This window comes from Psychrobacter sp. DD43 (assembly GCF_904846555.1).
GTDB classification, from domain to species: domain Bacteria; phylum Pseudomonadota; class Gammaproteobacteria; order Pseudomonadales; family Moraxellaceae; genus Psychrobacter; species Psychrobacter cryohalolentis.
On the sequence record NZ_CAJHBE010000012.1, the window covers coordinates 1 to 13,950 of the forward strand.

The 13,950-nt window shown below is 43.2% G+C and carries 9 protein-coding genes; 3 read left to right on the top strand and 6 right to left on the bottom strand.

The window, feature by feature from the left end; translation table 11 throughout:
• Positions 1–100 precede the first annotated feature (100 nt).
• The 5 genes from JMX89_RS07740 to JMX89_RS07760 form a co-directional block, all read right to left on the bottom strand.
• The gene (locus JMX89_RS07740) at positions 101–1,918 is read right to left on the bottom strand and encodes an aminopeptidase P family protein (RefSeq protein WP_201531919.1); all 1,818 of its coding nucleotides are present in this window, start codon (positions 1,916–1,918) and stop codon (positions 101–103) included.
• A 360-nt stretch (positions 1,919–2,278) separates the two neighbouring features.
• A complete protein-coding gene (locus tag JMX89_RS07745) occupies positions 2,279–3,841 on the bottom strand; it encodes a peptide MFS transporter (RefSeq protein ID WP_201551331.1) in 1,563 nt (520 codons plus the stop codon).
• Positions 3,842–4,119: 278 nt separating this feature from the next.
• Complete coding sequence (locus JMX89_RS07750; RefSeq protein ID WP_201531917.1) at positions 4,120–4,545, bottom strand: hypothetical protein; 426 nt, start codon at positions 4,543–4,545, stop codon at positions 4,120–4,122.
• A gap of 136 nt (positions 4,546–4,681) precedes the next feature.
• Positions 4,682–6,256, bottom strand: coding sequence for an apolipoprotein N-acyltransferase (gene lnt, locus JMX89_RS07755; RefSeq protein WP_201531916.1), 1,575 nt, complete (start codon positions 6,254–6,256; stop codon positions 4,682–4,684).
• A gap of 319 nt (positions 6,257–6,575) precedes the next feature.
• Positions 6,576–7,475 (bottom strand): HlyC/CorC family transporter, encoded by a 900-nt coding sequence (locus JMX89_RS07760; protein ID WP_011514586.1) that lies wholly within the window; start codon positions 7,473–7,475, stop codon positions 6,576–6,578.
• 276 nt (positions 7,476–7,751) lie between these two features.
• Between JMX89_RS07760 and JMX89_RS07765 the strand changes: the two genes are divergently transcribed.
• On the top strand, positions 7,752–9,095 hold the full coding sequence (locus JMX89_RS07765) for a DUF4105 domain-containing protein (protein ID WP_201531915.1): 1,344 nt from the start codon (positions 7,752–7,754) through the stop codon (positions 9,093–9,095).
• A gap of 52 nt (positions 9,096–9,147) precedes the next feature.
• Here JMX89_RS07765 and JMX89_RS07770 read toward each other — a convergent pair whose 3' ends face one another.
• Positions 9,148–9,711 carry a YcgN family cysteine cluster protein gene (locus JMX89_RS07770; protein ID WP_201531914.1) on the bottom strand — a complete coding sequence of 188 codons (564 nt, stop codon included), beginning with the start codon at positions 9,709–9,711 and terminating at the stop codon, positions 9,148–9,150.
• 160 nt (positions 9,712–9,871) lie between these two features.
• On the opposite strand from JMX89_RS07770, the gene JMX89_RS07775 reads away from it, so the two are divergent.
• Together JMX89_RS07775 and JMX89_RS07780 are read left to right on the top strand one after the other, a co-directional pair.
• On the top strand, positions 9,872–10,609 hold the full coding sequence (locus tag JMX89_RS07775; protein ID WP_201531913.1) for a dienelactone hydrolase family protein: 738 nt from the start codon (positions 9,872–9,874) through the stop codon (positions 10,607–10,609).
• Positions 10,610–10,761: 152 nt separating this feature from the next.
• The gene (locus JMX89_RS07780; RefSeq protein ID WP_201531912.1) at positions 10,762–13,860 is read left to right on the top strand and encodes a DUF2339 domain-containing protein; all 3,099 of its coding nucleotides are present in this window, start codon (positions 10,762–10,764) and stop codon (positions 13,858–13,860) included.
• The last annotated feature ends 90 nt before the right edge of the window (positions 13,861–13,950 follow it).

Below are 13,950 nucleotides of genomic sequence, written 5' to 3' on the forward strand. Positions count from 1 at the left end.
CTGCTTAATACAAAAAAGCCAGATACTCAGGGTATCTGGCTTAGCAAAAACTATCAATCTATTTTAGGACGAGACATACCTAAAAATAAGCTACTTCCTCTTATATTGATTGCGTACGCTCCGTTAGCCACTCAAGTGCCGCACCTTCAACACGGTCTTTTAGCTCTGCATAGACTTGGCGATGATAGTCATTCAGCCAATCGACCTCTATTTGACTTAATAATGACGGCTCAATCAAACGCGTATCAATTGGGCAATAAGTAACAGTCTCAAAATTAAGAAAATCACCAAATTCCGTCTCTACTGGATGAGAAACACGTTTATTAACCATCAAGTTTTCGATACGAATACCCCATTTGCCTTCGCGGTATAGACCCGGCTCATTACTGGATATCATGCCTTCTTTCATCGCGCGCTCTTTTGGCGTGCTGGCACTATAAGCAATGACTTGTGGACCTTCATGGACGTTGAGGAAATAACCAACGCCGTGACCTGTACCATGACCATAATCCATCTGCGCTTGCCATAGTGGCGCACGGCAAATCGCATCAATCAGTGGTGAGGCAATACCATCAGGAAAATGTGCTTTTGCTAAAGCAATATGTGCTTTAAGTACGGTGGTAAAGTCGCGTTTGTGTTCCGTGCTTACTTGACCGATGCCAACCACGCGCGTGATATCTGTGGTGCCGTTTTGATATTGAGCACCTGAATCAATCAGTAATAAGCCGCCTTCGCCTTCATTTACCTCTAAATAGCTGAATTTTTCTGGTGTTGCGCGGTAATGTGGCAAAGCACCATTTTCATTGAAACCTGCGATAGTCGGGAAGCTTGGTGATACATAGTGTGGCTGCTGACTACGAACATTGATGAGCATACTATCGACGTCCAGCTCACTCAAACGCTCACCGTCTGCTAAACGCTGCTCAAAGGTGGCAAAAAACTCACATAATGCTGCGCCATCTTGACGCATCGCTTCACGTACATGATCGATATCAGCGCCAGATTTAACCGATTTTAGCAAAGTACTTGGCGCCATTTGCTCAATAAAACCTACGCCATCGGCCATTTTAGATAGCGTACCCACTGCCACTTTACTTGGGTCTAATAGCAATAAGTCATCGGCTGTGAGCGTACCTAATGCGTCTTGCACTGCCTCATAATCAGCGATTGTGATACCACTATCTTTCAAGCTTTTTGCTATCTCGCTACTGACTTTATTATTATCAATAAACAAGGTCGCGTCGTTTTCGCTAATGAGCATATGTGCCAAAAACACAGGATTATAATCAACATCAGCGCCGCGTAAGTTGGTCAGCCAAGCAATATCATCCAAGCTCGAGAGCAAATGATGCGTCGCCCCTGCCTCTGCCATACCCACACGGACGGCGGCAAGTTTGTCGATAGCAGACTGCGCTAAAAACTGTGCATCATGTACATATAAACTGGCTGCTGGCAATGCTGGACGGTCAGTCCATACTTCCGTCAATAGATCACGCTCAGTAATTAAGGTAATATCATTGGCTTCAAAGGCATCAAGCAAGCGATCTTGCTCAGCGATAGACAGTACATTGCCATCGACTGCCACGCTATCACCTTCCGCCAAATGCGCAGCGAGCCAATCGATATGGTTTGGCTGACCCGGTGCTAGCTTCTCTAAAGTAATACCCGTGCCATCCAACTGCTCAGCTGCATGTACCCAGTAGCGACTGTCGGTCCACAGACCAGCAAAGTCAGCGGTAACGACCAATGTACCGACCGAACCGGTAAATCCTGACAACCAAAGCCTCGCCTGCCAATATTCTGGTAAATACTCAGACAGATGCGGATCAGCAGAAGGGACAATAATCGCTGTCAGGTCTTGTGCTGCTAGGGTTTGACGTAAGCTCTCGATACGATCATGAATGGCTTGTTTATTCATTAGGTAATTCCTTATGAGTGTTTAAAAATTAGTATTTAAAACAGTTTTTAAAAAATAACATGAGGCGACTATGAATAGCCGTCTTATTTGAGAAATTGCTTTGGTTCTTCATGTGAATTAAAAAATAACAAAGATTAGGCAAATGATATTAGGCAAAGTCATTTTGCATAGTAATGAGACAAGGTTGATGAAGCGTAAGAGTAAAAACAATACCCTTAGATGTTTGGGCAGACAGTCAGCTTTCAATAGCCTTAGGTAAATATCTTGCCAAGTTAAAAAATAAGACGTGCTACCTATAATGGTAACACGTCTTATCATCAGTCACTGATTGGACCACTTATCTAATCAATAACTGGTTATCTAGCTGGCTTGATCCGCATGCTCGCTTTGTTTGAGCATATTATTGATAGGTTTTGCCAATAATAGCAAGATAATTGCCGTTACTACCAAAAAGACAGTCATAGTGGTAAACAATCCGGGTAATCCTTCAATCTTATCTGCTGAGACATGACCACCAAAGAATGCCGCAACTAAATTGCCCAGTGCAACAGAAGCAAAGAACAGTCCCATCATCTGCCCTTGCATACCTTTTGGCGCAAGCTTCGTCATAGCAGACAACCCAACAGGGCTCAGTGCCAACTCACCAAGCGTCAGTAGTAATAAACTACCAACCAACCATAAAGGTGATGCCAAGCCACCATCAGCGGTTAAGATGCTTTTTGATGCAAATATCATCAAGGCAAAACCAGCAGCCGCAAGCAACATACCAAGCGCAAACTTCGTCATACTATTTGGCTCAAGACCTCGATTGCCAAGCTTGACCCATAAAATACTAGCTATAGGCGCTAATATTAAGATAAACAACGGATTCAATGATTGAAACCAGATACTGGGTACTTCAAACCCTAAGACATTTAGATCTGTATAGCGATCGGCGAACAAGTTAAAAGACGTTGGTTGCTGCTCAAAACTTGACCAAAATAGCGTCGAGCCAATAATCAAAATAAAGCAAATCAACAAACGCAGCTTATCTGTTTTATCCAGTCTCGGTGAAATAGCCATTATTGCAAAATATAAGATGACCACTGCAGCAATGACATAAGTCATATATTCTGCGACCATTTCAGGGCTAAATGGCATGATACCAGTGGATACTAAAACCACGATGGCAACTAGCAAAACTAAGAATCCTGCAACCCACTGACCGACGTTTTTAAACAGTCCTGTCGTTTGCTCCCATTCAGGGGTGATGTTTTTGGCACTGGCATAACGATTTAACGTCTTTTTAGCAGAAAAGCGGTAAATGATTAGCGAAGCCAACATACCAAGTCCACCAACGCCAAAACCTATATGCCACATCCCTTTTTCTTTAAATACACCCACAATCAGTGCTGCCAATAGCGCGCCAATGTTAATACCCATATAAAATAAAGTAAATCCACCATCGCGGCGCGAATCGCCCTTAGGGTATAAGGCACCAACCATCACTGAGATACAGGTTTTAAACAAGCCTGAACCCAAGACGATACAGATGAGACCCATAAAGAACAGCGTCATACCGAACATAGCAGAAAGCGCGATACACAAATGACCCAAGGCAATAATAATACTGCCCCACCATAGCGCACGCTCTTGACCGAGCCAATTATCAGCTAGCCAACCGCCCGGTACAGCTGCTAAATACAACGAACCGGCAAAAATACCATAAATGGCAGAGGCAGTCACTTCATCAAAGCCAAAACCCCCACTACCGACAGTCGCTACCATAAACAATACCAGTAGCGGACGGATACTATAATAAGAAAAACGCTCCCACATTTCAGTGAAAAATAACGGGCGTAGCGGCTTAGGATGTCCCATAAAGCCGTTTTCTAGTGATGCCAATTCGGCAGCACTCACCTCTGATTTTGATTCTATATTCATAAATCTATTCCCTTAAATTCCACTTAGATAATGCCCCAATTCCTAATTCTTTTAGTCAGTGGTTTTATAGGCGCAATATTGTTTCACCTGCTCGGAAGCAAGTAAAGAGAGAATTGGTCAATAATTACACAAACAACCATAAAAAAACCCCGCTCTCCATGATTGAGAACGGGGTTTTTATGGTTGTGCTGAGTAGAGACTGAACGCTACATTGAGAGACTTAATTATAGACAGCTTGCTCATCGCTATATTTATGCTAACACTCTAAAACAGCAAAATTACTGTGCAGCAGGCGCTTTTCCAGTAGTTTCCGCTGCTACTCCATCAGCAGGTTCTGCTGTTAAATCAGCATCGGCAACTGCCGCTTGACTTACTGTACCTTCAGCAGTAGCTGTACCTGCTTCTGCACTAACAACGGCACTATCAGCGTCAGTTGCTGGGGTCACTGTCGCATCTGCGGGAGTAGCAGTCGCCACTGCGGTATTATCTGCTGCTGGGGCAGTAGCAGTTGCTGCCTCTTCGGTTGCGGTTGCAGGTGCTTCTGCTTCAACTGCTGGCATAGTTTCAGCAGTGATATGCTCTCCCGCTGGGCGCAAGAAACCAGAAATACCGATCAATAAGACGATACCTAAAAATAAGGCGACACCGCCTAAAGTCAACAATAGCTCTTTTTTAGGGTTGTTTTCGACAATATGTTCTGACATACCTTATCCACCTTGCACAAAATATTTAAAATACTGGGCTATTATATCGCAATTTATGTCGATTTGTTAAAACCCTCAACTAATTAAAGATTTTATTATCGAAAAATATGATAGCCACCGTATATTTACGGTGTAATTACTCAATCGTACGTGTTTGAGGCGTCGATCGTTTGCCAAGATAGCTCAATAACAATAGCAGCGCAATCACGATTAAAATAGGATAATTACCAAAGCGCATAAAAGGGGTGTTACCGACACGCGCCTGAACATCGCCACGTAATACGGTACGCTCAAACTGCGGGGCACGTTTAACGATACGCCCTTTGTGGTCAATAATAGCGGTCACACCCGTATTGGTCGCACGCATAAACCAGCGCCCGTTCTCTAACGCGCGCATCTGTACCATTTGCAGATGTTGCAGCGGACCCGCTGAAGTGCCAAACCATGCATCGTTTGAGATGGTCAATAAAAAGTCAGTATCGATAGCATTTTTGCGCGTGGTATCAGGATAAGCAACTTCATAACATACTGCCGCGCCCAGATTATGCCCACGTACACGCAGCGGTGATTGGTTATCACTACCGCGGCTATAGCTCATGATATCTTGGCTACCAGCAAGATTTGGCAAGATATCTAGCATACCCTCAAAAGGAATATATTCACCAAATGGGACCAAACGCTGCTTTTTATACATCCCTTCCGCATCACTACCAAGCGCAATCACACTATTATAAAACGGCGGGTACTTATCCATTTTTGGATCAAAGTCTGCTTGATCTCGATAAGGAATACCTGTGACCCATGTGGTATCGGTTTCTTTTGCCATTTTTACCATTTCATTGATAAAACCAACCGCTTCATCTTGAAACATAGGAATAGAAGATTCCGGCCATACGACAATATCACGTTCCCATTCTGTACTGGTCAAAGTTGCATATATTTTTAGCGTCTCTACTTGGTATTCAGTCAGCCACTTTAAGTCTTGGGGGATATTGCCCTGAATTAACGACACCGACAAATCAGGTGTGCCCTTTGGCTTCGTCCATTGTGGATTGATGAGCCATAAAGAAGTACTAATGATTAATAGCGCAAACGTAGCAATCAGATAACCACCGCGACGGCGAAATTGCTCCACGATACTGGCTGCTAATAATACGGCCACAAACGATACAGCAAACACGCCAGCGACTGGTGCCAATGACGACAGCCAATACTGCTCAGTAAACGCATAACCGACAAACAGCCACGGAAAGCCTGTAAACAACCAAGTCTTCATCCACTCTTGCAATATCCATAGCGCGGCAAATGATAACGGCTGCTTGCCAACCAGCCGATTAAAAGTCAGCGCCAAAAAGCCATGGAATAACCCCATGCCTAGACCCATTAGCGCAATCATAATCAGCGCAAGCCATACTGGCGTATCACCATACACATGAATAGAAGTATATAACCAAAATGCCCCCACACACCAAAGCCCTGTGCCATAAGCCTGACCAATAAAGAATGCTCGCTTACCACTCATCTGTGGTAATAATAAAGCATATAAAATCGCCGGAGAGACCAGAGCTACAGGCCAAAAGCCATAAGGCGCGAGTGCAAAGATAAATATTGCGCCTGCCAGCCACGCAATCAATATCGTCAGCACCAGAGGTAAGCCCTTTGGCTTCTCAGGGTTTAGACGTTTTTGCAAATCAACAGTAGACAGACGCATAGCAGTTATCCAAAACTTTATTATTCAGTAATTTCAAATCTTGATGATTCAATCGACGTTTCATATAAAAACAGGCATATTATGCTCAATACAGCCGTCAAAAATCAAACTTGCTCATAATACCAGTCTGTCCAAAATAATGGGTAAATTTGCGTGTTTTATCGACCAATTTATCGACCAATTTATCGACCAAAGAGTGATTACAAATGCTAAAAAACAAAAAACACGATCGCAATCGTGTTTTTTGTATGGTTATGACCTTTATTAAGCGTATCTTTAATAGCTCTAATCAATAGGCTCAACTTATTCAACAAAGTGTTTAATGGCTGCCAATCAAGATTTGTTGTTCAGGATTAATTTTAGTCAGCTCAAGATTTTGAATAAAACGCCCTTCGACATCAGTAATAGTGATTTGCCAATCGTCTATGACCACGCTCTCACCTTCTAAATCTCCGACATGACCAAGGGTCTGCATGACCAAGCCACCCATGGTATCGACATCAGTATCATCAAAATGACAGCCAAGCTCATCGTTACAATCTTCAATCACGGTAGAAGCTTGCACACGCCAAGTGTTGGGTTTTTCGGGGTCAGCGACGATATTATTAATGTCACTGTCTTCATCAAAATCATCATGCTCATCGACGATGTCACCGACGATTTCCTCAAGCAAATCCTCCATCGTGACCACACCACCAAAATTGCCAAATTCATCAACGACAATCGCCATATGAACTTGGGTACGCTGTAATGAGCGCAACAAGGTATCAGAGCGTGCACTTTCACTGATATAGAGTGGCTGGCGCACCAAATCTCTTAAGCGCTTGCTACTGATTTTCTCTTCTTCATCGCGCACCATGTGCACCAACAGAGGAATCAAATCTTTTGCCAACAGAATACCAATGACCGCATCATCATCTTGGCTGTCAAAAACCGGATAGCGCGAATGGGTGGTTTCAAGGATGATGTCCATGACTTCAGCAAGGCTGGCGCTTTCGTGTAGCCCAACCACCTGCGGGCGCGGCGTCATGATTTCACGCACTTGTGTTGCAGGCAAATCAAGCACACCTTCTAACATATCCACGGTGTCAGGTTCTAGAAATTGGCGCGAGTCTTGCACCAAACGTATCAGTTCATCTCGGGTTTCGGGGGCGGTCGATAGCCAGCGTTTTAAGCCGCGCATCGACCAACTACTCGGGCTTGGAGCATCTTCAGACATGATGGTGTGAGTTAACCTCTTTAATTAATGTAATGGCAATTAGAATCATAAAAATGATAGATGGGGATAAAAAGGCTAAATAAAACAGTCAGCTTATCATTAAGAGGATATTAAAGCACAAATCATCCATCTTAATCAGGTTTACTTTATCGCAAGGCTTGGCGACATTCAACGTCAAATTCACTCAAATTGTATTGTCAGTGTGTTGCAATTTTTGCTATGGTCAAAGCCTGTTTCTTTCTTAATAAAAGCCAACACAAAGGCAAAATAAACCTTATGTCGCTACGTGCCTTTTTTTCTCGCCTATTTTCGTCGCACTCAACTGGTCATCGTTCAGACAATGGCTTAGGCAATCATCAGCTAAATAATGACAAGGCAAATAGCACATTGAATAAACCATCAAATCGTAAGCCACTAAAATCTAAGCCAACCAAACCCAAGTGGCGATATTATTTGCTGCAATTTTTTATTGCGCTAACGCTGTTACTGTCAGCGGTTTGGCTATTGCTAGCGATTTGGTATCAATTCGATGGTCAATCAGTTATCACGTGGTTCACAACCATTACTGTCATTGGGCTACTGGCAGCACTGCTTGCTATTCGATTGCGGATAAGCATGGCTGAGACACTGATAAACAGGCTCACTGGCATAAGGAAAGTGAATAGTAAACGTATTTCTGCAAAGACTGTCGCTAAAAGCCTTATAGCCGCTTATACGGCATTTTGGCTAATCGGTCTTGGCTGGTTTTTCTCTATTGAAGCAGAGCAATCACGTGACTGGATGCCAGAAGTCTCTGAAAGAGTTACTTATAGGCGCGATCCTAGCAATCCTAATCTGATTACACTCACCAATGTACGAAATTTTGATTGGCATACCGACACAGAAGCGACAGAGCGCTGGGAGACGCGCACGATTGATATGTCTAAACTATCGGGTATCGATGTGAGTAATTCGTATTGGATGGGACCACTGATTGCTCATACTTTGGTGAGCTTTCGGTTTGAAGATGAGCGCCCGCTTGCCTTTTCATTTGAGATTCGTAAAGAAAATGGCGAATCGTTTTCGGCATTGGCAGGATTTTTTAGACGTTTTGAATTGAGCCTGATTGCCGCTGAAGAGCGCGATATTATATACACACGTACTAACGCGCGCGGCGAGCAAGTCTATTTATTCCCCATTAGCCATCTACAGCAGCATGAAGTCAAAGCATTGTTTGAGTCATATTTGACAGCCGCTGATGAGCTTAATTCTAAGCCTGCGTGGTACAACACTTTAACCAGTAACTGTACCAATATTATCTTTTATATGGCGCGACTGGTCAGTGATGATCGTCTGCCATGGGACTACCGGATTTGGGTCTCTGGTTGGTTGCCCAATTATCTTTATGATGCCGGTATGCTAGATACCAATCCCGAAAATAGAGGACAACCTTGGTCGATGGATACCTGGTATGAGCGCACCCATATCAATCCAAAGGTTAAAGGATTTCAGAATAGTGGTGATATTCGTGGCAGCGAATTTTCACGACAAATTCGACAAAGCATTCCTATTCCGCCATTGGCTGATTCGCAAAATATTGCCGAAGCAAATGCTAAATCTGCCGCTCAGGCTTCACATTGATATCACTGCTACAAGAGATTAAAGCTTTCAACAATAAAAAGATCAGAGCTTATTAAGGCTTTACCCAATTTACCACGCGCGTTTCCATCTCTTCATCATCCATACCGATCTCAGTCACGCAGCGCCCTGCTACGCCGACATTGGCAGCGCGCATTTGTTGCTGAGTTGCCACTGCATCTTGAGTCAATAATAAATGCCAATTTGGCAAGCTTTGCCCTTTATATAAGCGTTTATAGGCACAGTGCGACGGTAGCCACATCATATTTGGCAGATTTTCAATCGTCAGCTGAATGCAATCTGGCACATGCTCTTGGCGTGTCGCATAATGCGTGCAATAGCCAGTCGCACAGTCCATTAGCTGGCAGGTTACATCAGTATATTCCACCAAATCTTCATCAACATTACCCTGCTCGTCCTCATCAATATATTTAATCAAGCAGCAACTGCCGCAACCATCACACAAGGCTTCCCATTCGCTAGGGTTTAATTCTGCTAGCGTATAGCGTGACCAAAACTGCGGGCGCAGTGATTCAGTCGAGCCGCCTTCAAATAATAAAGGCGTGTCCGTAGCAGCTCTTAAATGGGATTTATCGTTATTTAACAAATTTAGGGTCATAAAACTGCCGTATCATTTTGACAAAGAGCGTTACAGTATTATAGCTGTTTTTGACTAAGTTGGGCGTTATGGTAGTAAAGGTCAGCAAATAGATCACTCAAAAAATACAGATATCTGATACTTATAACGTAAATTTCATTACCTAAAAAAGGACAACACTATGTCAATTAAGACGTTTGAATTAATCAGTACCACTGAAAATGGTATTCAATTGATTAGCTATGTCGCATTACCAGAAAATGCGACAGATGATAATCCTGTCGCTGGCATTTTGGTCGCGCCCGAATGGTGGGGCGTAGTCGAGCATCCAAAGAATGTCACTGAACGCTTAGCAAAAGCAGGCTACGCCGCGGTCGCTATGGACGTATATGGTGAAGGCAAACTGACTTCTGATGCTGCACAAGCAAATATGTGGATGGAGCAAGTATTAGCCGATCAAGATATGCTAATGGCACGCTGCCGGTTGATTCTCAATGACTTTAGTGATCAGCTAGCCGTTGATAGCGACAACTTAGGTGCGATTGGCTATTGCTTTGGTGGCAAAATCGTCCTTGATATGGCGCGCGAAGGTATGCCATTAAAAGCAGTCGCTACCTTCCACGGCAACCCATCACCGAAGCAGCCTGCCGATGAGCAGTTCACTGCTAAAGTATTGGTTGCTCATGGTCGTGATGACTCTATGGTATCTATGGATGCGATAGAAGGTCTTAAGTCAGAGCTAGATGCCGCTAATGTTGATTACACTATTGATGTTTATGATGGTGCTAAGCATGGCTTTACCAACCCACATGCCGATGAGCGTGCAGCGAAAAATGATGTTGATCTTGGTTACAACGAGACGGCGGCTAAACAGAGCTGGGACAATATGCTAGAGTTTATGAAAGATAATTTGGCATAATAGCTTTTTATACTACTTTGACATTCAATAAGCTTATTTAAGCCCTTTAAATGTCTTTGAATAATCTCATTTGTGGCGTGTTGGGTGCGTCACTCTTGTGCTTACAATCAAATAGCGTCATTATCACTCAATGACAGACAGATTGAGTGGGAATGATGCTATATTTTTTGATGGGTTCTTTAGGTTGGCTGGTTGTAATTACTTTAATAGTAATTATGATTGCTCTTTATATTAGGCTACATCAGCAATTGGCACAACTGCGTCAAGACATGGCGCAGCTAAAGAGCGAGCTTGAGCAGAAAAAGAATAGTACCACTACTGCAAAAGGTACTGCTGTAAAAAGTATATTTGACATCGAATCACCTAGTGATGATGCATTGTCATCAACAGAAAAATCAATGCCGCCACCATTACCACTTAGTGCTTTATCTTCTAATCCTCTATCAAATAACTTTGTATCAACATCTGCAAAAAAATCATCAGTTTCCAATAGTCAGCCTTTGACCGATAAAGCTGCTAATGCGCCGATAGAACCTGACGAGCGCTCATTTCCTATTGTTACCTCACTTCTTCATTCGATTCAAAATTGGTTTTTGGGTGGCAATTTAGTGGTGCGAGTTGGGGTATTGGTTTTACTGGTCGGCGTGGTTTTACTGCTGCGCTTATTAAGCGACTATATCCAAGTACCTATTGGCGTCAAGCTGACAGGCATTATTATCGTAGGATTAGGATTAGCAGGATTAGGCTTAAAGCTAGCGGCAAAACGCTTTGCCTATGGTATTAGCTTACAAGGTACTGGCTTAGCCATTACTTATTTGACCACGTTTTTTGCCTATAGCGTCTATCAGGTGATTGGTAGTCTGCCAAGCTTCATAGCGCTTGGCATATTATCAGCAGTCACGGTTGCTTTAGCGGTACGCCAAAACGCTTTTCCTTTGGCATTATTAGCATTATCCGGTGGATTCTTTGCACCGATTTTGACCAGTAAAGATACTGGCAGCTTAACGGTATTATTTAGCTATTACTTGTTATTAAATATTACCATTGCAGTTATTGCTCATTATCGCCCATGGAAGGTGCTCAATTTATTTGGCGCGAGTGTAACATTTGGGCTGGCATACTACTTGGGATTGACTGAAAATTTAGCGGTAGTTATAGAAAATCAGCGTTGGACATTGGTATTACTCGTCGCGCTACATGTACTGCTGTATCTATTCGTCGTCATTCGCTATGCACAGCAAATCATTGCTTACAATGATGCTATTTCTTATGACAATAGTGACGCCACTACCGTTATTGCTACTGATACCGACCAGACTGTTGATATTAAGAGTCAGCATGCCAGCTATGTGTTTCCTATTGATATTGGGCTGCTGTTCTCTGTACCGCTAATGGCGTTTGGTTTATTTTCAGCGTTACTGTACGATATCAATCACGCTTTAACCCTAACTAGCGCAGTTTTAGCAGTTGTATACTTAGGGCTTGGCTGGACGTTTATTCAGCGCAGTCAGCGTTATGCATTGATTACGGAAGGGATGCTGGCATTAGGCTTTGGCTTTTTGGCATTAGTGATTCCGCTGGCATTAAATGCAGAATGGATTGCCTTCGGCTGGTCGGTGCAAGGCTTAGCGCTGGTATGGTTTGGCAGGCGTTCTCTTCGTGCATGGTCAGTATTATTGGGTTTAGTATTGCAGCTAATTAGCATTGGTATGTTATCAAATACCTTTGTCATTACCCTTGATTACTATCCAACACTCGCATTAACCATTTCTGCCATCAGTGCAATTGCCAGCGTCTTTATCTTACGTGCCAGCAATTCGCCTATTTCATTACCTATGACAGCGACACAAGGCTCAATGCCATCTGTCCACGATTCTAAAAATCAGCCTAATGCCAATAATACGCTGTCCGAATACGGCAAAGCGTTAGGCATTAGCGAGACAGCAACTCAGCAATGGTTTGAAAGTATCAACAACCAAAGTATCGCGTTTAAAATTATTTGGCAACGTCTTTCTTTGATACGGCTGTTAACGCTCACTGCGGTGGGTTGGCTGCTGTATGTGTTAGTCCTCGATTTTGACCAATGGCTTGCAAACTGGCAATTGGCAACATCGACGCTTATTGCCTTAGCAAGTGTCGTTAGCATGATTATTTATTATTTTATCAATCAATATCGTTCATGGCGAGAAATCAGACAATTTAGCCATGGTTTGCTACTGTTATTTTATGCGATGCTGATCTTACAACTGCCACAACAATATGAATTTGACTATCAATGGACAGCCTTTTATTGGTCGATATTTATGACGTTGTTCATCGGCTGGCTGATTCTTGGTCAATTATGGCTAAAGACGTGGCATAACAATGCTAATAACGACGACAATAACGGTACAGAATTAAAAGGTTACGATAGCGCAAGCTGGCTTGGTACTGGAATCATCATTTTGGTAGAAGCAGTACATTATGGATTGCCTGATTCAAAAGGCGTGATGACCATCCTTGTGCCGGTTGCGCTTATGCTAGTTGGACTCTGGTTGACGCATCGTCAGCAAAATAATAATCAGACGAAAAATTCATCTTCACCGCTCTCTCTATATTGGTTTGACTGGCAACGTGCACTATTAGGTTGCGCCAAAATATTTGTGCCATTAACACTGTGCTGGGTCATTTTTACCAATTTCACCTATGATGGGGTGATTTGGGGACTGCCCTATTTTCCACTACTTAACTTGTATGATGTGACGTTGTGGCTGGTGTTGTTTTATGGATTGGGCGTTTATTTATTGCGTCAACGTGGCGCGCACTCGCAAAGTCTATTTAGCGCCATTCGTAAGAGTGACACGTTGTTGATCGTACTAGCGCTGATTAGCTTTTGGATACTCTCTAGTATGCTGGTCAGAACGCTGCACGCCTTTATTCATACGCCGCTATGGATAGCTGACTCATACGATCATACTGGCGGCGCATGGCGTAGCGAGCAAGTACAGACAGGACTGACGATTTTATGGACGCTACTGGCATTGGTCGCCACCATTATTGCCAGTCGCTATTGGCAGCGCGCGCTATGGTTTATGGGCATTGGCTTATTGGGTATTGTGGTCTTAAAATTGGTCTTAGTTGACTTGTCACAGACTGAGGCAATTTGGCGAGTGATTTCTTTCCTTGGTGCGGGTAGTTTGATTTTATTGATTGGTTATTTGGCACCGTTGCCGCCGGCGCGTGATGGAACAGCAGAACAGGTCGAATCATAGTTTCTTATTAGAGTAAATTGAAATTATAGCGTGAGCACTATTAGCATTGTTACTTTTTAGCATCCGTACGTGGCTTATGTAGTAAACTGA

Bases quoted from the DNA above. Each gene is read 5' to 3' on its own strand.
- JMX89_RS07740 (WP_201531919.1), bottom strand. From the start codon at position 1,918: ATGAATAAACAAGCCATTCATGATCGTATCGAGAGCTTACGTCAAACC.
- JMX89_RS07745 (WP_201551331.1), bottom strand. From the start codon at position 3,841: ATGAATATAGAATCAAAATCAGAGGTGAGTGCTGCCGAATTGGCATCA.
- JMX89_RS07750 (WP_201531917.1), bottom strand. From the start codon at position 4,545: ATGTCAGAACATATTGTCGAAAACAACCCTAAAAAAGAGCTATTGTTG.
- lnt (WP_201531916.1), bottom strand. From the start codon at position 6,256: ATGCGTCTGTCTACTGTTGATTTGCAAAAACGTCTAAACCCTGAGAAG.
- JMX89_RS07760 (WP_011514586.1), bottom strand. From the start codon at position 7,475: ATGTCTGAAGATGCTCCAAGCCCGAGTAGTTGGTCGATGCGCGGCTTA.
- JMX89_RS07765 (WP_201531915.1), top strand. From the start codon at position 7,752: ATGTCGCTACGTGCCTTTTTTTCTCGCCTATTTTCGTCGCACTCAACT.
- JMX89_RS07770 (WP_201531914.1), bottom strand. From the start codon at position 9,711: ATGACCCTAAATTTGTTAAATAACGATAAATCCCATTTAAGAGCTGCT.
- JMX89_RS07775 (WP_201531913.1), top strand. From the start codon at position 9,872: ATGTCAATTAAGACGTTTGAATTAATCAGTACCACTGAAAATGGTATT.
- JMX89_RS07780 (WP_201531912.1), top strand. From the start codon at position 10,762: ATGATGCTATATTTTTTGATGGGTTCTTTAGGTTGGCTGGTTGTAATT.